General features: G+C 47.8%; 18 protein-coding genes. 13 read left to right on the forward strand and 5 right to left on the reverse strand.

The window, feature by feature from the left end:
* Positions 1 to 2: 2 nt before the first annotated feature.
* The 6 genes from B7989_RS02670 (at position 3) to B7989_RS02695 (ending at position 6691) form a co-directional block, all read left to right on the forward strand.
* Complete coding sequence (locus B7989_RS02670) at positions 3 to 1244, forward strand: glycosyltransferase family 4 protein (protein ID WP_088627064.1); 1242 nt, start codon at positions 3 to 5, stop codon at positions 1242 to 1244.
* Positions 1245 to 1456: 212 nt separating this feature from the next.
* On the forward strand, positions 1457 to 2503 hold the full coding sequence (locus tag B7989_RS02675; RefSeq protein ID WP_088627065.1) for a polysaccharide biosynthesis protein: 1047 nt from the start codon (positions 1457 to 1459) through the stop codon (positions 2501 to 2503).
* On the forward strand, positions 2504 to 3709 hold the full coding sequence (locus B7989_RS02680; RefSeq protein WP_088627066.1) for a capsular polysaccharide biosynthesis protein CapF: 1206 nt from the start codon (positions 2504 to 2506) through the stop codon (positions 3707 to 3709).
* 11 nt (positions 3710 to 3720) lie between these two features.
* Complete coding sequence (locus B7989_RS02685) at positions 3721 to 4335, forward strand: hypothetical protein (protein ID WP_088627067.1); 615 nt, start codon at positions 3721 to 3723, stop codon at positions 4333 to 4335.
* Positions 4325 to 5509 carry a UDP-N-acetyl glucosamine 2-epimerase gene (locus B7989_RS02690; RefSeq protein WP_088627068.1) on the forward strand — a complete coding sequence of 395 codons (1185 nt, stop codon included), beginning with the start codon at positions 4325 to 4327 and terminating at the stop codon, positions 5507 to 5509. The genes B7989_RS02685 and B7989_RS02690 overlap by 11 nt, the downstream gene beginning before the upstream one ends.
* 87 nt (positions 5510 to 5596) lie before the next feature.
* The gene (locus B7989_RS02695) at positions 5597 to 6691 is read left to right on the forward strand and encodes a nucleotidyltransferase family protein (RefSeq protein WP_088627069.1); all 1095 of its coding nucleotides are present in this window, start codon (positions 5597 to 5599) and stop codon (positions 6689 to 6691) included.
* A gap of 66 nt (positions 6692 to 6757) precedes the next feature.
* On the opposite strand, the gene galE is transcribed toward B7989_RS02695, so the two are convergent.
* Both galE and B7989_RS02705 read right to left on the reverse strand, forming a co-directional pair.
* Complete coding sequence (gene galE, locus B7989_RS02700; protein WP_088627070.1) at positions 6758 to 7777, reverse strand: UDP-glucose 4-epimerase GalE; 1020 nt, start codon at positions 7775 to 7777, stop codon at positions 6758 to 6760.
* A 181-nt stretch (positions 7778 to 7958) separates the two neighbouring features.
* A complete protein-coding gene (locus B7989_RS02705) occupies positions 7959 to 8909 on the reverse strand; it encodes a sugar phosphate nucleotidyltransferase (RefSeq protein ID WP_088627071.1) in 951 nt (316 codons plus the stop codon).
* A gap of 1046 nt (positions 8910 to 9955) precedes the next feature.
* Here B7989_RS02705 and B7989_RS02710 point away from each other — a divergent pair.
* The 7 genes from B7989_RS02710 to B7989_RS13820 all read left to right on the forward strand — a co-directional run bounded on the left by B7989_RS02710 (position 9956) and on the right by B7989_RS13820 (position 12510).
* The gene (locus B7989_RS02710; RefSeq protein WP_083585284.1) at positions 9956 to 10516 is read left to right on the forward strand and encodes a helix-turn-helix transcriptional regulator; all 561 of its coding nucleotides are present in this window, start codon (positions 9956 to 9958) and stop codon (positions 10514 to 10516) included.
* Between the two features lie 319 nt (positions 10517 to 10835).
* Positions 10836 to 11054, forward strand: a complete 219-nt coding sequence (locus tag B7989_RS02715; RefSeq protein WP_088627072.1) for a DUF3791 domain-containing protein — start codon at positions 10836 to 10838, stop codon at positions 11052 to 11054.
* A 79-nt stretch (positions 11055 to 11133) separates the two neighbouring features.
* Positions 11134 to 11265 (forward strand): hypothetical protein, encoded by a 132-nt coding sequence (locus B7989_RS02720; RefSeq protein ID WP_198959539.1) that lies wholly within the window; start codon positions 11134 to 11136, stop codon positions 11263 to 11265.
* Positions 11265 to 11483 (forward strand): hypothetical protein, encoded by a 219-nt coding sequence (locus tag B7989_RS02725; RefSeq protein ID WP_073318775.1) that lies wholly within the window; start codon positions 11265 to 11267, stop codon positions 11481 to 11483. Before B7989_RS02720 ends, B7989_RS02725 begins: the two co-directional genes overlap by 1 nt.
* A gap of 250 nt (positions 11484 to 11733) precedes the next feature.
* Positions 11734 to 11928, forward strand: coding sequence for a hypothetical protein (locus B7989_RS02730; protein WP_088627074.1), 195 nt, complete (start codon positions 11734 to 11736; stop codon positions 11926 to 11928).
* A 208-nt stretch (positions 11929 to 12136) separates the two neighbouring features.
* On the forward strand, positions 12137 to 12295 hold the full coding sequence (locus B7989_RS13940; RefSeq protein ID WP_158212851.1) for a hypothetical protein: 159 nt from the start codon (positions 12137 to 12139) through the stop codon (positions 12293 to 12295).
* A gap of 32 nt (positions 12296 to 12327) precedes the next feature.
* A complete protein-coding gene (locus B7989_RS13820; RefSeq protein WP_144264947.1) occupies positions 12328 to 12510 on the forward strand; it encodes a hypothetical protein in 183 nt (60 codons plus the stop codon).
* A gap of 716 nt (positions 12511 to 13226) precedes the next feature.
* On the opposite strand, the gene B7989_RS02735 is transcribed toward B7989_RS13820, so the two are convergent.
* The 3 genes from B7989_RS02735 to B7989_RS02745 form a co-directional block, all read right to left on the reverse strand.
* Positions 13227 to 13904, reverse strand: a complete 678-nt coding sequence (locus B7989_RS02735; protein WP_144264948.1) for a DUF3800 domain-containing protein — start codon at positions 13902 to 13904, stop codon at positions 13227 to 13229.
* Positions 13905 to 14081: 177 nt separating this feature from the next.
* A complete protein-coding gene (locus B7989_RS02740) occupies positions 14082 to 16109 on the reverse strand; it encodes a glycoside hydrolase family 3 N-terminal domain-containing protein (RefSeq protein WP_088627076.1) in 2028 nt (675 codons plus the stop codon).
* Between the two features lie 191 nt (positions 16110 to 16300).
* Positions 16301 to 18493, reverse strand: a complete 2193-nt coding sequence (locus B7989_RS02745) for an NADP-dependent isocitrate dehydrogenase (protein WP_088627077.1) — start codon at positions 18491 to 18493, stop codon at positions 16301 to 16303.
* Positions 18494 to 18540 lie beyond the last annotated feature (47 nt).

An 18540-nucleotide genomic window follows, 5' to 3' on the forward strand; every position in this document is an offset into this window, starting at 1 on the left:
TAATGAAAGTTCTGATTTGGACGAAAAATATCCCTTTGATTAATAAGGGCGGGCCAAATGGGTATTGTTACAATATAAAATCCTATTTAGATGAACATCCCTGTGATGAAATAGATTTTTATCCGGGAAGCAAATGCTGCGATTCTGTAGAAGTTTCTGCACAAACAGATAATTCTCAAAACAAATCTTTAAAAAGAAAAATTTACAACTTTATCAAAAAGAATAATTTCTTATTCTTTTTGTTAACAATTTACGCGTTGTTTTTCAAAAAAAATCATTTGTCTGATGAAGATAAATCCTTGTTGCAAAAATATGATTTTGTCCATGTTCATGGCTCATACGAGATTTTGAGTTCGTTTCTTAATTATAAAAGTACTAAGACGAAGGTGATTTTAACAACGCATACTCCAGAACCTCTTATTGATGAGGAAATTGAGCGATTTGGTATGGATTTTTTGTTTAAAATCATGCCATGCATAAGAAATTTCTTTTTACGTCGAGAAATAAAGGCTTATGAAAGAGCCGATTTGGTGATGTTTCCTGTGGCAGAAGCTCGGGAACCTTATGCAAATAGAAGTTTCTACCATAAGAGAATTTTTGATCTTATTGAGGAAAAAACGTTCTATGTTCCTACAGCAATTAATCATTTAAATGAGGAAGTTCGGAATATCAATCTTTTAGATAAGTTTAGTATTCCAGAAAAATCCTTAAAAATCTGTTATATTGGACGTCATAATGAGATTAAAGGTTATGATCAGTTAAAAAAAATCGCCTGTCGAACTTGGACAAAACTTCCCAATGCTTTTTTTATTGTTGGGGGAAAAGAATATCCTCTTAAGGGACTGCAGGATTCTCGATGGATAGAATTAGGCTGGATTAAAACGAGTGAATTGTTAAAAGAAATTGATGTGTTTATTTTGCCAAACAGAGAAACCTATTTTGACATAATTTTACTAGAGGTTTTGCGTCAAGGAGTTCCTGTTGTTATTTCCAAAACTGGAGGAAATAAGTGGTTTGAAAAAAAGAATGTTGCGGGAATACATTGCTATGATTATTCAGATGAAGATGGTTGCTCTAGAATTTTACAAGAAATATACACTAATAAAATTAATGGAAGAATCAGCTTGCAAAAAGAAGCAAATATCGACTTCTTTGAACAGAATCTTTTTATGTCTAAGTATGTTGAGAATTACATCTCCTCATTAAAGAAATTTTTTGATTATTCTCTTCAGACGAAGTCCTAAATTCCTTTTTTTCAAAAAAGTTGATAATAGGTCTATGTGAGTGTATGAGGAGAATGTGTGGTCAGGACATTGTAGAAGAGTTAAATTGACGATTTTGTCGCTTTCTACCAAGCAAAGACGCTTGCTGTGCGGTAGCTAAAGCAAGGGAGATGGCTTCTCCCTACAAAATAAAAAGCTAGATTTTAACAGAAAAAAATAAGGAACAATTAATCATGACTATTTTCAATGGCAAAACACTTCTGATTACGGGTGGCACGGGTAGTTTCGGTAATGCGGTTCTTAACCGTTTCTTGCAGACGGATATCGGTGAAATTCGCATTTTCAGCCGTGACGAAAAGAAACAAGACGATATGCGCCATGAATTCCAGGCCAAAATGCCCGAAGTGGCCGACAAGATCAAGTTTTACATTGGCGATGTTCGCGATCTTTCCAGCGTAAAAAATGCCATGCATGGTGTGGACTACATTTTCCACGCAGCAGCACTTAAGCAGGTGCCGAGTTGTGAATTTTTCCCGCTCGAAGCTGTTAAGACCAACGTGTTTGGTACGGACAACGTGCTCACAGCCGCTATTGACGAAGGAGTAAAGAACGTTGTTTGTTTGAGCACCGATAAGGCTGCTTATCCGGTGAACGCCATGGGCACCAGTAAGGCCATGATGGAAAAGGTTATTGTGGCAAAATCCCGCACGGTGGCTCCTGAAAAAACTAAGATTTGTTGCACTCGTTATGGTAATGTGATGTGCAGCCGTGGCTCCGTCATCCCCTTGTGGATTGACCAGATTCGTGCAGGTAATCCGATTACCATTACCGAAGGTTCCATGACTCGTTTCATCATGAGTTTGGATGAGGCCGTGGACCTGGTTCTGTTCGCATTCGAAAACGGTGTCTCGGGCGATATCCTGGTGCAGAAGGCCCCGGCTTGCACCATTCAAACCCAAGCAGAAGCTGTGTGCGAATTGTTCGGTGGCGATAAGTCCAAGATCAAGGTTATTGGCATTCGTCATGGCGAAAAGATGTACGAAACACTTTTGACTAACGAAGAATGTGCTCATGCAGTGGATCTCGGTAACTTCTACCGTGTGCCCTGCGACAAGCGTGGTTTGAATTACGATAAGTACTTCAGCAAGGGCGATACCGAACGTAATACCCTTACCGAATTTAACAGCAGCAATACCAAGCTTTTGAATGTTGAACAGGTCAAGGAAAAACTCCTTACTTTGAGCTACATTCGCGAAGAACTCGCTAAGGCGGGCAAGTAAATGAATATTCTTGTTACTGGAGCCAAGGGCTTTGTTGGCCGCAATTTGGTTGCGGCTCTCGAATGTATCCGCGATGGCAAGGATCGTACCCATGCGGGGCTTGTCGTAAATGAAATTTATGGCTATGATATTGACTCTACGCCGAAACAGTTGGATGAATATTGCGCCAAGGCCGACTTTGTGTTTAACTTGGCTGGCGTGAATCGTCCGAAAGATAACAGCGAATTTATGGCTGGAAATTTCGGCTTTGCTAGCACATTGCTCGATACGCTCAAAAAGCATAATAACAAGTGCCCCGTGATGCTCAGCAGTAGTATTCAGGCTACGCTTGCAGGTCGTTTCGGCAATAGTGAATATGGCCGTAGCAAAAAAGCTGGCGAAGAACTGTTCTTTGAATACGGTAAAGAAAACGGCGTGCGTGTGCTGGTTTATCGTTTCCCGAACTTGTTCGGCAAGTGGTGCCGCCCGAACTACAACAGCGCCGTGGCAACCTTCTGCAATAACATCGCAAACGACTTGCCCATTCAGGTGAATGATCCGAATGTGGACATGGAATTGCTCTATATTGACGACTTGGTTGCTGAAATGATTGCTGCCCTGCAGGGTGGCGAACACCATGCCGAATTTGATGGTGTAGAAACCATTCTGAAAGATGACGGCAGATACTGCGCTGTTCCGACGGTCCACAAGATTAAACTCGGTGAAATCGTTGATTTGCTGAACGTGTTCCATAACCAGCCGAATACGTTGGTGATGCCGGAAATCCCGAACAATAGCTTTGCGAAGAAGCTTTATTCCACTTACTTGAGCTACTTGCCCAAAGAAAAGGTTTGTTTCCCGCTCAAGATGAACGTGGATGCTCGCGGTAGCTTCACTGAACTTTTGAAGACAGTGAATTGTGGTCAGTTTAGCGTGAATGTGTCTAAGCCGGGAATCACCAAGGGTGAACATTGGCACCACACTAAGTGGGAATTCTTTATCGTGGTTAGCGGTCGCGCCCTGATTCAGGAACGCAAGATTGGCACTGACGAATTGATTGAATTCGAAGTGAGCGGCGAAAAGATTGAAGCAGTTCACATGTTGCCTGGCTATACTCACAACATCATTAACCTCTCTGATACTGAGAATTTGGTAACTGTCATGTGGGCTAACGAATCTTTCGACCCCAACCATCCCGATACCTTCGGCGAAAAGGTAGCGCTATAGGGGTTGTTCTTATGGAAATTAGGACAAAAAAAGAATTAAAGTTCGTTATAAATGCCGATAGAATAATGAATGGTTGTTTTGGTGGGGGAATTCTCTGCAAAATAAAGCTTCTTTTGTTTCCTAATTATATAATTTCTTTCCTGAAAGAAATGCGTATAGTCTCTTATTACAAACATCAAAAAGGTGTTTTGAATAAAATCTTTTTAGGAGTACATTACGCAAGGTATCGTAAATTGGGATTGAAACTAGGCTTTTCTATAGGATATGATTCTCTTGGTTATGGGGTTGTTATTCCTCATTATGGTACGATTGTAATTGGTGGTTCTAATCGAATTGGAAATTATGCAGTTCTTCATACATCAACTTGCATATCCGATAATGGCAAAAATATTGGAGATGGTTTATATTTGTCTACAGGAGCAAAGATTACATCTAAGGTAAATTTGGGTAATGGAATTTCCATCGGAGCCAATTCTTTGGTAAATAAAGACTGTGTAGAGGATAATGTTTTACTTGCAGGAATGCCCGCGAAGGTTATTCGCCAATCTGAAATATGGTATATTAGGGATTCTTTTGATAAAAAAGTAGAAAGAATTGAGGAGCTGAAAAAACAATATGGAATTTAAAACAGACTACAGTGATGTGAAATTCGCCAATAACGGCAAGCTTAAACTTTTGATTATCGTGGGTACTCGCCCTGAAATCATTCGCCTTGCAGCCGTTATCGACAAATGCCGTAAGTACTTCGATTGCATCTTGGCGCATACGGGTCAGAACTATGACTACAATTTGAATGGCGTGTTCTTTAAGGACTTGAGCCTCAAGGATCCTGAAGTCTATATGGATGCAGTGGGCGATGACTTGGGCGCAACTGTGGGTAACATTATCAATTGCAGCTACAAGCTGATGGTTGCTTGCAAACCCGATGCTATGCTTATTCTTGGCGATACCAACAGCTGCCTTTCTGCTATTCCGGCAAAGCGCTTGCACATTCCTATCTTCCATATGGAAGCCGGTAACCGTTGCAAGGATGAATGTCTGCCCGAAGAAACCAACCGTCGCATCGTTGATATCATTAGCGATGTGAATATGGCATATTCTGAACATGCTCGCCGTTATTTGGCTGATTGTGGCTTGCCCAAGGAACGTACCTATGTGACGGGCAGCCCTATGGCAGAAGTCTTGCACAAGAATTTGGCTTCTATCGAGGCTAGCGATATTCATGCTCGTCTTGGCCTTACCAAGGGCAAGTACATTTTGCTGAGCGCCCACCGCGAAGAAAATATTGATACTGAAAAGAACTTCAATAGCCTCTTTACGGCTATCAACAAGATGGCTGAAAAGTACGATATGCCGATTCTTTACAGCTGTCATCCGCGTAGCCGCAATCGTCTTGCTGCTAGTGGCTTTAAGCTTGACAAGCGTGTGATTCAGCATGAACCTCTCGGCTTCCATGATTACAACTGCTTGCAGATGAACGCTTTTGCCGTCGTTAGCGATAGCGGTACGCTTCCTGAAGAAAGTTCTTTCTTTACGAGTGTCGGCCACCCGTTCCCGGCTGTGTGTATTCGTACCAGTACTGAACGCCCCGAAGCAATCGACAAGGCATGCTTCTTTATCGCAGGCATTGACGAAAAGTCTCTGTTGCAGGCTGTCGATACTGCCGTCACGATGAACGCTAATGGTGATTACGGCATCCCTGTGCCGGACTACGTTGAAGAAAATGCCAGCACGAAGGTTGTGAAAATCATTCAGAGCTACACCGGCATCGTTGATAAAATGGTCTGGCGAAAGTACTAATAATTTGACTGATACAAGAAATGGTCCCAAGGGGACCTTTCTTGTATCTTATAGAGATTGTATAAAATCTGTTCCCTAAAAGTGTATATGAAAGAATCTTTGGATGTTGTATTCTGTCATCTTTTGCGATTTGCATTGGGCGTGTCTCAGGTTTTTCCGTACAAGCCAACAGAAGAAGAATGGCAAAAACTTTTTAAAATGGCGAAACAACAGACCGTACAAGGAGTATTTTTCAATGCCATTTCTCGATTGCCCGTAGAACAACGACCGCCTCGCCGGTTAACCATGCATTTATCATTTATTACAGAGGCGATTCGTGGAAAAAATCGTCAAATGAACCAGGAATCGGCTCGTTATACACAGCTATTTGACGGACAAGGCGTTCAATGCATTGTTCTAAAAGGCCAAGCGAACGCACGTTTATACCCTGACCCACTGTCAAGGCAGGCTGGAGATATTGATATCTGGGTGCCAGGCGGCTATGATAAGGTGGAACATTTGCTGCTTGATATGGGGCTTATTTCTGGACGTAAAGATTCGTATAAAGAATCTCGCCATATTAGTTTTCGCAATGAGAATGACATAGAAATCGAGATTCATCATAGACCTACGGAAAGTTTGTTTAGGAACAAGGAACTCCAAGAAGTTCTCTTCACTGAATTGAAAAATTCAACACTTGTACCCGAGGGGTTTTATTCGCCGAGCATTCGTTTTGCGTTGATAATGCAGTTGCAACACCTATATTATCATTGTGTCAATGAAGGCGTTGGGTTTCGTCACTTTATGGATTACTTTATATTGCTTACGCATTCAAGTGATGATGATCGAAAGTTCGTATGGGGTAAAATAAGGCAATTTGGCTTGACGAGGGCTTGTGCGGGAATAATGTGGGTCCTTGAAAAAACGTTTGGTCTCTCGCGCGAAATGATGCTCTGTGCTCCGGATGAGAAAAGAGGATTGCGTTTATACAAGAACACCATAATCGGTGGAAATTTCGGACGAAATAATCCGCAAAAAAAGAAGGAATCGCATTCGCTGAAGCATTGGCTTTACAAAAGAAAATGTTCGCTCAGTTGGTTCTCTTTTGATCCACTAAACACCGTTCTACAAGAAATCCAATATTGGAAAGATACAATTTCTCTTATTCCAGAGAGAATAAAACGTCGAAAAATGTTCTTATGAAATATTCCTGTGTATCTCTTGCAGGGTGTTGCTATGCAAAGGTTACAAAATGTTTTTTTGCGGTTCCTAGTGGTGGCCGTACCCGTTGGGGTTGTTCTTCTGCCAGTTCCAGGAGTCGCGGCACATGTCCTCGATGCCGTACTGGGCCCTCCAACCGAGTTCCTTGAACGCCTTTTCGGGGTTGCAGTAACAGGTGGCAATGTCTCCTGCACGGCGTGGCTTGATGCTGTAGGGAACCTTCACGTTGTTTACCTTTTCAAAGGCTTTCACAACGTCTAAAACAGAATAGCCATGACCTGTGCCCAAATTGTAGATGGCGAGACCGCACTTGTTTTCGATTGCCTTGAGGGCGCTTACGTGACCCGAGGCGAGGTCGCAAACGTGAATGTAGTCGCGCACGCCGGTTCCATCGGGGGTGTCGTAGTCGTTGCCGAACACGCCCAGTTCTTTACGGATGCCAACGGCAGTTTGCGTGATGTAGGGCATTAAGTTGTTCGGAATTCCGTTGGGGTCTTCGCCGATTTTCCCGCTCGGGTGTGCGCCGATGGGGTTAAAGTAGCGGAGCAAGACCACGTTCCATTCGGGGTCTGCCTTCTGCACGTCAATGAGCACCTGTTCCAGCATGGACTTGGTTTGTCCGTAAGGGTTGGTGATGGCGCCCTTCGGGCAGTTCTCGGTAATAGGAATTTCGGCAGGGTTGCCGTACACGGTTGCCGACGACGAGAAGATGATGTTCTTCACGCCGTTGTTGCGCATGGCGTTGAGCAACACGAAGGTAGCGTTCATGTTGTTTTCGTAGTATTCCAGCGGCTTGGCTACAGATTCGCCGACAGCCTTGAGACCGGCAAAATGAATGCAAGCGTCAAAATGGTTTTCCTTGAAGATCTTGTCCATGGCAGCGGCATCGCGGGCGTCTGCCTTGATAAAGGGAATTTCTTGACCGACGATTTCAGCAACTCGACGCAGAGATTCATCGCAGGAGTTCACCAGGTTGTCGACAGCGACAACGGAGTGGCCTTTTTTGTAAAGTTCAACAATTGTATGCGATGCAATATATCCGGCGCCACCTGTCAACAAGACGTTCATAATAAATCCTTCTTTAATTTGTTCTTTTGGGGCTAAATATAATAATAAAGCAGTCCTATATATGGTTCTAGTTCTGCCAGATGAATTACGGGGTTTTAGGGGCGGAGCCCTTAGGCGAAGGGGTAGCGAGCTACTGCGCAAACGCAGTGCGAGCGAGGGGAAGACTTGCCCCTCCAGTCCATTAGCATTTGGCTATGACTTGGCCGTTGATTTGCGAGGAATGGACTTCCACGTTTTTCCATATAACGCAGTTTTGAATGTTCGCGTTTTTGATGACGCTGTTGTCGCCGATGGTCACGTTGGGGCCGATGGTACTGTTCTCGATGATTACGTTCATGCCGATGTTGCATGGGGGAATCAGCTTGACGTTGTTCATGGACTTGTTGTGGCTGACGACGTGGCAGATGTTGTTGAGCTTGGGCCTGTTCTGCAGTAGCCAGGTGTTGGTCTGAATTAGCGTTTCGGGGAGTCCGCAGTCCAGCCATTCTTTTACGGGGGCGGTGCGGAATTTGCAGCCCTGTTCAATCATCATCTGGAGTGCGTCGGTCAGCTGGAATTCTCCGCGGGTGCGGATGTCGTTGCTGATCAGGTGCTGGAGCGCCTTTTTGAGTTCCTTGACGTCTTTGATGTAGTAGATTCCGACGATAGCCTCGTCGCTTACGAATTCTTGAGGTTTTTCGACTAGGCGTTCGATTTGCCTGCTCGCATTGGTGACGGCTACGCCAAAGCGGCGCGGGTCCTGGACCTTGTAGGTGTAAAGGACGTTCTCGGTGGCGTTCGCGAGGCTCTGGATGTCTGCGTCGAAGAGCGTGTCGCCTAGGATGATGAGCAGCGGTTCGTCGTCATTCACGTAGGGGAGTGCAAGGCTGATGGCTTGCCCCAGGCCTTGCGGGTCGCTTTGGAGTACTGTGCGTGTGTTGCCCCATTCGCGCTTTGCCTTGAGGTATTCGTCCATCTTCTCGGCCTTGTATCCGGTAATGAAGATGGTTTCGGTGGGCTTGAGCGGGAGGGTGTCTTCTACAATCCAGTCAATGATAGTCTTGCCGCCCACGGGCAATAGGCACTTGGGCAGGTTGTTGGTGTAGGGGCGCATGCGCTCGCCCTTGCCGGCGACTGGCAGAATGACTTTCATTTCCTTCTTATCCTCGATAATTTGTCACAAAATGGAGGGGGATGCACAAAGATAATAAAATTGTATGCTTTTGTTTGGCGGGGAGGGGAGTCTGTCCGCTCGATCCAGGTGTATCGCGTGGACGGGAATTCGCCCACCCACCCGCCCTGTTGAGGGCGTATTATGACGCGGATGTGGATGCCTGGGAAATCTGGTGAACTTGCCGCTAGATTGTCTTCCCGGGCTTGACCCGGGATCTCCTTTATTATGCAAAAAAGGAAGATTGGACAAAAAAGTGGCTGTTTGGTAAAACCGAACAACTGGTTTAGTTGCTTTTTGGGGGAAGGAGGCCTTTTCTATGGCGAGGAAATCTTCCCCACCCACCCAACCCTGTTGAGGGGGGTGTATGGCAGGGGTGGGAATGCTAAGGATTGCTGGTGAACCTGTCGACGGATTGTCTTCCCGGGCTTGCCAATAGCCACTTGCAGCTTTGCTGCTTAGAGTACCTTGGCATAATACTAACCGAACAAAGTTCGGAGTATTATGAAGCCAAGTTACATCGGTGGCTGTGTTGTCATAATAAATTGGTAGCGGCACTAAAGTGCCGAGCCACACAGAGGATATGGTCCTCGGAACGGGGAAGCCGGGATCTCCTTTGATGAGTGGAAAAATGTAAAATTATTCCAAAATGGAATAATTTCATTGAAATTTGAATAAAAATTATATATATTATTCCAAAATGAAATAAATCCATTTTTACTAAAGGACTGAAAATGAAATAATAGGAGTCGTTATGCCGCAAGCAGTGCAACCGTGGGAATACGGAACAAGCCAAAAGAACGCTCCCGTTTGTTCATAACGAACAAAAAGGTTTGCTTGCTATAGATCAACGGCCTCCAAAAGGAGGTGTACAACTTAGGTTGTACATTTATCCGCAGGAACAAGTCCGGATAATCCACCTGACGTCTATTGGCGATAAACAATCGCAACAAAAGGACATTAAGGCTGGACATCAGTTTATCCAAACGCTATGAAGCGACATGCAACCCACCCCTCAGGAGATCAACATGGACCAGAGAATATCGACCATATCAGATTTAATGAACGAAATGGGAGTTGAAAAAGAGACTGTAAAACAAGTAACGGAAAACATCAAGAACTACAGCATTAGTCAAAACCTGACAATCCTCCGAGCCAAGGCGAATCTTTCTCAATCCGAAATGGCAAAGAAAATGAAGACATCCCAGTCTTTCATTTCTAAGCTGGAAAGTGCAAGCAACGATCAAATTAAAGTTGATGATATGTGCACGTTCTTGGCTACACTTGGCTACGAAACGACCATTACTATTTCTAAACCGCAAAATATCGCACAAAAAATCAAGGCGAGTTACTGTCAGTTAGTCGATTTGGTGAAAGAACTGCAAAAGTACGCCGTCAACGATGACGCTATCCTTGAAGGCATTGCCAGTTTTGAAATTGAAGCGACGCAAAATATGCTGAATTTGGCATCGATGCTTATTGAAAGTTCTTCTGCAAAACTTGACAAAATTCACCCGCGTCAGGAACCTCAGATTATTCTACAGAACGAGAATGTGAATAAACCCAAAAAGGTTCTTGCTTCGGTATAATATCAAAAAGAGTGACGTGTTAAAAAAAGATGCTCGTAACGAGCATCTTTTTTATATCAAAGATTATTTCTTTATGCTTTTTGCGTTAGGGATCGAAGCCCGAAGGGCCGGGAGGGCCGCTGGTGTCCCGCGCTCGGCACTCTAGGCGGAAAAATTGCGGCCCCGGAACGTGTCCGGGTAAAATCCATGCCGCAATTTTATGCCGCGAGAGCCCGCCCCTGTGCAGCAGGGAACGCCTTTTATATGTTTTTGACTCCTTTTTCTGCCCGAAAATGAAATCCGGCTTGTTTTTAACGACTACATAATCTATATTCAAATTATGGCCGACAAGTACAAAATACCTTACGTGAACATGTGCATCCGTCTTTTTGCGCGGCGTTTCCAAATGACGCTTCAGGGGGCGGCTGATTACCTGTGCAAGTTTAAGGGAATTCGGTTTCTAGATGACTGCTATCCTTCGGAACATCTTCTGCCTGTGGAAGATGCCTTGGACGACCTTGTCGCCGTCTGCAAAAATAACGGTGGGTCCATTGGATGATTCTGTATCATGGGACCAATTCTGACTTTTCCCAAATTAATCTGGGGAAGGGCCCATTGCAGATGACGGAGTTGCCTATTTGTTGAATTTGTACGAAGAAGGCCTGCGGACTTTGGAAGAACTAGCAAAGGAACTTGAATACAAGGACCTGAACAATCAGTTCTGCTTTTTGACGGATCGTGCAATTTCTCTTTTGCATCGGGTAAAATAATGACGGCAGCTCAAAGCGAATCTCTCGTATCAAAAATTGTCGAGAAAAACGTTCAGCTTTTGATGAACGAGTTCTCCTTGGATTTGGAGTCCGCTTTTGCCTTCATATACAAGACGAAGGTGTTCGAGTCATTGAACGCGCCTGACACGGGATTGCGTGCCCGTAGCGCCGATTATATTTACGAACTTGTGCGCGAAGAATTTTTAGCTAAACGGTAGTTTTTGCGTTAGGTCTCCAGCCACTCGCGACTATGCCGCTTAGTGGCTATGGTTCCCTTTAGGGGAGATCGAAGCCCGTAGGGCCGGGAGGGCCGCTGGTGTCCCGCGCTCGGCCCTCTAGGCGGGTGAAAAGGGAATGTGCAGCTGGAAGCGCTCGTTTTTTTTTACAAACCTTGCAATCAATAGATTGCACAATTTTCGATTTTAGTGTCTAGATTTGTTTTTTGAAAAATGTATATTGGGGGCAATTATGGCTTTACCTATTAGCAACATACCGATCTTGACGGGCGCGGCTGCGGAGTCCTTCGTGGAAAATGCGGAGATTGCCGAGCAGAACCGTGGCTCTATCGACTTTTCCCGGCAGATTGCCGAGTGGAAAGGTTTTGAAACGCGCAATGCGGAACGTATCGCTAAGCTGAGGGCCGAAGGCAAATGGCCTTTCTAACTTAGGCAGGCAACTTCCGTGGGAAAAGCGCGACCTGATTTATCCTGCCGTACTTATTGGTCGTCTTGGGGTGAACAATTCCTTCAAGAACAGGCGTGTCGGCAGCGTTGCATACGCGTATGATGTATTTCGACCTGATGCTGCTTTCGAATTAGGATGGGGTGCCTCGGGTGTTGACTCCTGTGGTTTGTAATTCTATATTTAGGCTATGGCACTTGAAATCAGACCTATACCGACCTTGAAGGGGCAAGAAGCCCTTGCGTTCGCCCTGGCGGCCGAACGCGCTACAAAGGTGCGCGGAAAGCAGGACTTTCCCGAGCGAATTCGGAAGGCTGATTTGATTTTGAAAGAGGCCGGATTCATTTGATTTGAATTTCGATTTGGTAGCGGAGGACTGTCATGCGGATTATTTCATCGGAATTTAGGCAAATGCTGAAAAAGAGCGACGTGTTCGCCCTGTTTTCGCGTTCTCGCAAGCCCGACCATTCCAAGCTGGACAAAGAAGTCGAGCAGTTCGAGAAGTGGATTGCCGATGAGCACGCAATAGACCGACGTTTGCTGCTAGAGGCATCTGGCAAATAGCTTCTTATTAAGCCCAAATACGACGAAGGCCGCATCTTCGTGTATCAAGTTATCTAGGGCCGAAAGCCCTTTTCTATGGCGAGGAAATTCTCCCTACCCACCCAACCCAACGCTTATCGTGGGCACGGGATTTCGCTTGCCTACCCGCCCCTTTGCGGGGAATATGGCGTGGGGAGGGGTTGCAGTCAGAATGTCTTCTCGGGCTTGCCAATAGCCACTTGCAGCTTTGCTGCTTAGTGGATATGGTCCTCGGAACGGGGAAGCCGGGATCTCCTTTGATGAGGGCGAATGAAGCGCTTGTTAATTCGGAAAATTCGAAATTACAAAAAAAAATCAGGGGATTTGACAAAAAAGTGGTCGTTCGGATAAACCGAACAACCTGTTGCTTTGCTAGTGCTGCTTGCTGTACATTGCTTGATTATCGGTGATTTCTGGAGTGGGGCGCTTTATGTGGCGTTCTTTATATCCCTTTTCGCTATGGTGCATAATTATTTCCGATTTAGGGAGTACTATATTGCGCAGATATATGCTTCGTTAACTGCAGTCTGATTTGCAAGAGTGCTTCCGCGTTAGGGATCGAAGCCCGAAGGGCCGGGAGGGCCGCTGGTGTCCCGCGCTCGGCACTCTAGGCGGAAAAATTGCGGCGTGAGGCCGCAATTTTATGCCGCGAGAGCCCGCCCCTGCGTAGCAGGGAACGCCCGTGAGTGGGTGACTTGTTAATTCCACTCCTTCTTTTTTAGGGTTTTCAAATAGTTCTGCTTCAAATCTTTCCTGTTGCCGAAGAATGCCATTTCTGACTTTGAGAAAAGGTTGCTTTCAAGTTTCAGGTTTATAAGTTCCATCGTGCAAATAAAGTCTGCGACTTGGAATAATCTGTAATCGGATGGCATCACTTTTCGAAAAATCGGATTGGGCAACAGAGCGTTAAATACGGACGATAAAAGCTTGCTTACTTCAACTTGTCCGTTGTCGTAGTAAATTTTGACATCGTCAAAAGTGAGAAATTCATCATAATGACTTCTTAAAAATGAAGAAATTTGCTTTGAAAGTTTGCCTGTTGCTTCTACAGAATCTTTGATGTGCTTTTTTTCGATAGAGAAGCATTTATATTGAATCCCTGCAGAACGAATAAACGCCATCATTTTGTTGAAAATACGTCTCCGTTCAACGATACTCAAGTCTTTGTAAATTTCTTCCTTGCGGATAATTGGGCCGGTATGGATGCAAAGATTATCTAGTCCGAGATATGACAATTCCGTGTCAAGACGGTGGACGTTTTCCTGAATGTCGATATCCTGCTTATGGAACACCATTGTTATTATGTAGTACGGAGAATGTGGGCTGTATTCGCCAAAGTCCCCCGATTCATCGATGAAAACGCTTAGTTCCTTCAAGATTCTCTCCACAAAAAAAGCGAGGAACTTCCTCGCCAGAGATGGACCTGGGTCTTTCGACCAGCCCAATAAGAATATACTTAATTATAAGCCAAATGTCAATAGGTTGAACGAATAAAGATGATCATTTTACGTCCGCGTTAGGCCTCCAGCCACTTGGCAGATCGAGAGGGGTTTCTAGTACGTCAGCCCGTAGCCGTACGGGTATAATCCCTTTTTGCCGTCACCGACGTTGATCGGAATTTGCTTGGCGTCTTTGGGCCAGGTGTGGGGGAGCTTGCCGGTGGGCTTTACCTTGCCGTAGAGAACGTCTGCGACACCTGCGCCTTCGCTGCCGGGGAGCCATGCCACGACAAAGGCGTCGGCGGTCTTGATGAACGAGGTGATGGGGAGCGGGCGGCCGGTGATGAGCACGACGGCGACTTTGTGGCCGGCTTTTTGCCAGGCCTTGATCTGCGTAATATATTCGTCGGTGCTGTTGAAAGACATGTCGGTGCGGTCTTCTTTGAAGATGATTTTGTTGTTGAAGTCATCGCCGCGGTAGTCGCCGAACCATTCGGCGTAGGGGACTTCGCCGACAACGTACACGATGGTGCCTGCTTCTTCGGCGGTTTCAACGCGTGAGCCTTTTGCGACTTCGTCGAATCCGGCTTGAATCGAGGTGGCTCCGGGGACTTCGTCGAGGGTGCCTTGCCAGCCGAGCGTCCAGGCGCCGCATTGCAGGCCGGTATTGTTGGCGTGGCTGCCGGTTACAAAAACTTTGCTGTTGGTATCCAGCGGAAGAACCTTGTTGTTCTTGAGGATGACGAGGCTTTTTTGAACGGCTTCGCGGGCGAGTTGACGGTGTTCTTTGCTACCGATGTTCTTGGTAACGCCGACGTAAGCGGCAGGGCCCTTGGGGTTGTCGATTCGGCCAGCGCGGATTTTGGCGCGCAATATTCTGCGGCAGGCGTCTTTGATGCGGTCTTCGCTAATGTTCCCTTCGGCAAGGAGTACCTTCATGGTCTTGACAAAGTTGTGTACCGATTGCGGAACCATGGCCATGTCGAGGCCTGCGTTAATGGAAGCGCGAATGGCGTCTTTCGAAGACATGTCGGTGACTTCGCCGGCGAAGTAGTTGCCTGCAGCGCCTGGCGTCGTGGAATGTTCGATGCCTTCCCAGTCAGCAATCACGTAGCCGTCAAAGGCGAGTTCCGTCTTGAGAACGCCTGTGAGCAGGGTAGAATCGATGTGCTGGTGGATTTCGTTCACTTGGTTAAAGCTTGCCATGACGCTCAAAGCGCCTTGTTCGATGGCGGCTTCGTAGGGCGGCAGGTATTTTTTGTAGAGGTCCTTTTTAGAGATGATGGCGTTGCCGCGGTCGTAGCCTTTTTTGGTGGCGCCATCGCCGATAAAGTGCTTGATGGTGGTAATCACGCGCCATTCGGCATCGTTATGGTCGCCTTGTTGCCCGCGCACGAATGCGGCCCCCAGGCTCACGGCGAGTTCGGGGTCTTCGCCAAAGCCTTCGTAGACGCGGCCCCAGCGTTCATCTTGCGGTACAGTGATGGCGGGTGCGAAATTCAAGTCAATGTGGGCGGCCCACATTTCTTCGGCGACGGCTTGCCCGATTCTGCGTACAAGCGCTGAGTCGCGGGTGGCGCCGAGACCAATGTTGTGCGGGAATATGGTTGCCCCTTTTACGTCGGCGACGCCGTGCACGTTGTCTTTGCCGTAGGTGGCAGGGATTTTTTGACTCCAGGCGCTCTTGTAGAAATCGGCGGTGTAGGCACCGCCGCCTTCGAGGGCGGAACCGCAAACGCCTTCGCCACAGTTGAGCTTGGGAACTTTCGCTTGCGTCATCTGGGCGATCATGTCGTCAATGGTCATGCCCGCCATGATTTCGTCGAGTCTATTTTCGATGGGGTCGCGCTTTAAGGTAATGTTGTCGTATTTCTTTTGACCAGGGGCAACGCTGAGCGTTTCGGGGAGGAACCCCGCCTTGCGCACAATGATGCTTTGGTCTTTCTTGGCGTTGCCGAGCTTGAAGGCTCCCTTGTCGTTCGTGAGCGTTCGGGCGTTTGCGAGCAAGTTCGGGAGAGTCCTGACGGTGACGGCGGCGTCCTTGACGGGTGCCCCCGATTCGTCGACGACGTTGCCCGTAATGGCTGCCTGCGAAAAACCGTAGGCGGCAACGGCGAAAAGAGCGATTTTAGAAAAATTCATAATAATACCTTCCAAGGTAAATTTACATACAAAAGGCTTTTGCCGGAAAAAGAACTTGCGAATTCTCGTGTACATAAGAAAACGGCCTTATTTCACGAGGAAATAAGACCGAATCTTGTGCCGGGCTTGTCCGGCGTCTTATAACGCGCTTCGGCGCGTCATGTGCGGAGTGCGAATTACAGCGCGTAAAATTACAATGCGTCGATGACGGCGTTGAATTCCGCTACCGGGCGCATCCACTTCTTTAAGAGATTAGCCTTCGGCAGGTAATAGCCGCCGATATCAGCGGGTTTGCCCTGCTGGTTGGCAAACGCGGCGACGATTTCGGCTTCGCGGGCCTTCAAGGCGTCGGCGACCGGGGCGAACTTGGCTGCAAGTTCGGCGTCGTCCTTCTGGGCGGCAAGAGCCTCGGACCAGTAGAGCGCCAAGTAGAAGTGTGAGCCGCGGTTGTCGAGTTCGCCGATCTTGCGGGCCGGCGTGCGGTTGAATTCGAGAATCTTGCCGTTCGCCTCGTCCAGCGTGTCGGCGAGAACTTTCGCCTTCTTGTTGCCGTCCTTGAGGGCGACCTGTTCGAAGGCGGGCACCAGCGCGAAGTATTCGCCGAGGGAATCCCAGCGGAGGTAGTTTTCGGCGAGGAACTGCTGCACCTGCTTGGGGGCAGAACCACCTGCACCTGTTTCGTAGAGGCCACCGCCCGCCATCAAGGGCACGATGCTGAGCATCTTTGCAGAGGTTCCGACTTCGAGAATCGGGAAGAGGTCGGTGAGGTAGTCGCGCATCACGTTGCCGGTTACGCCGATGGTATCGAGACCAGCCTTCGCGCGCTTCATGGTTTCGACAATCGCCTTGCGCGGGCTCATGATCTTGATGTCGAGGCCGTTCAAATCGTGTTCGGGCAGGTAGGCTTCGACCTTCTTCTGGATTTCGCGGTCGTGAGCGCGTTCCGGGTCGAGCCAGAAAATCGCCGGCGTGTTGCTGAGGCGGGCGCGCGTCACGGCGAGTTTCACCCAGTCGCGCACCGGAGCGTCCTTGGCCTGGCACATGCGGAAAATGTCACCTGCTTCAACATTCTGCTGCAAAAGGACTTCGCCCTTGCTGTTGACGGCGCGGATAATGCCCTTGCCTTTAGCGACAAAGGTCTTGTCGTGGCTGCCGTATTCTTCGGCGCCCTGGGCCATGAGGCCCACGTTCGGCACAGTGCCCATGGTCTTCGGGTCGAATGCGCCGTTCTGTTTGCAGAATTCAATCGTCTCGTCGTAAATGCCGGCGTAGCAGCGGTCCGGAATGCAGGCGACAACTTCTTGCAGTTTGCCTTCCTTGTTCCACATGCAGCCGGAATTGCGAATCATCGCAGGCATCGAGGCGTCGATAATCACGTCGCTCGGCACATGCAGATTCGTAACGCCCTTGGCAGAATCCACCATGGCGAGGTCCGGACCCGCAGCAAGAGCGGCGTCAATGGCTGCGCGAACTTCGGCTTCCTTCGCATTGCCTTCCAGGCGCTTGTACAAATCACCCAGACCGTTGTTGGCATCGATGCCGAGTTCCTTGAACAAGTCGGCATACTTCGTGAATACATCCTTGAAGAACACGCGCACGAATGCACCGAACAGCACCGGGTCAGAGACCTTCATCATGGTAGCCTTCAGGTGCACCGAGAACAGCAGGCCCTTCGCCTTCGCTTCGGCCATCGCATTCGCGATAAACTTTTCGAGCGATGCCATGCGCATGACGGTCGCATCGATGATTTCGCCCTTCAGGAGCGGCTTTGCGGCACGGAGTTCCGTGACTTCGCCTGCTTCATTGACAAATTCAATCTTGAACGTGTCGGCGTCGGCCATGGTGATGGACTTTTCGTTGCCGTAAAAGTCGTCGGCCTGCATGCTTGCCACATGCGTCTTTACAGAAGTGTTCCAGTTGCCGTTGCTGTGCGGGTTGTTGCGGGCAAAGTTCTTTACGGCCTTGGGAGCGCGGCGGTCGGAGTTGCCCTGGCGAAGCACCGGGTTCACGGCGGAGCCCTTCACCTTGTCGTACTTGGCACGGATTGCCTTCTCTTCGTCGTTCGCCGGAGCGTCCGGATAGTCGGGCACATCGAAACCGTTCTTCTGGAGTTCGGCAATGGCGGCCTTGAGCTGCGGCACAGAAGCCGAAATGTTCGGGAGCTTGATGATGTTTGCATCCGGTTCAAGCGTAAGCTTGCCGAGGAATTCCAGGTCGTCGCTCGCCTTGCCAAAAGCAGCCAGAATGCGGCCCGGCAACGAGATGTTCTTGGTTTCCACATCGATATCGGCGGCCTTTGCAAAGCCGCGGACGATGGGGAGCAGGGATTGAGTCGCCAGGAACGGCGACTCGTCAGTCAGAGTATAGTAAATCTTGGTATTCATACGAATACAAAGATAGAAATTTCAGGGCAATCCCCGGCTCGCCGGGG

Origin of the sequence: Fibrobacter sp. UWB5, assembly GCF_002210295.1 — a bacterium.
In the GTDB taxonomy this organism is placed as follows: domain Bacteria; phylum Fibrobacterota; class Fibrobacteria; order Fibrobacterales; family Fibrobacteraceae; genus Fibrobacter.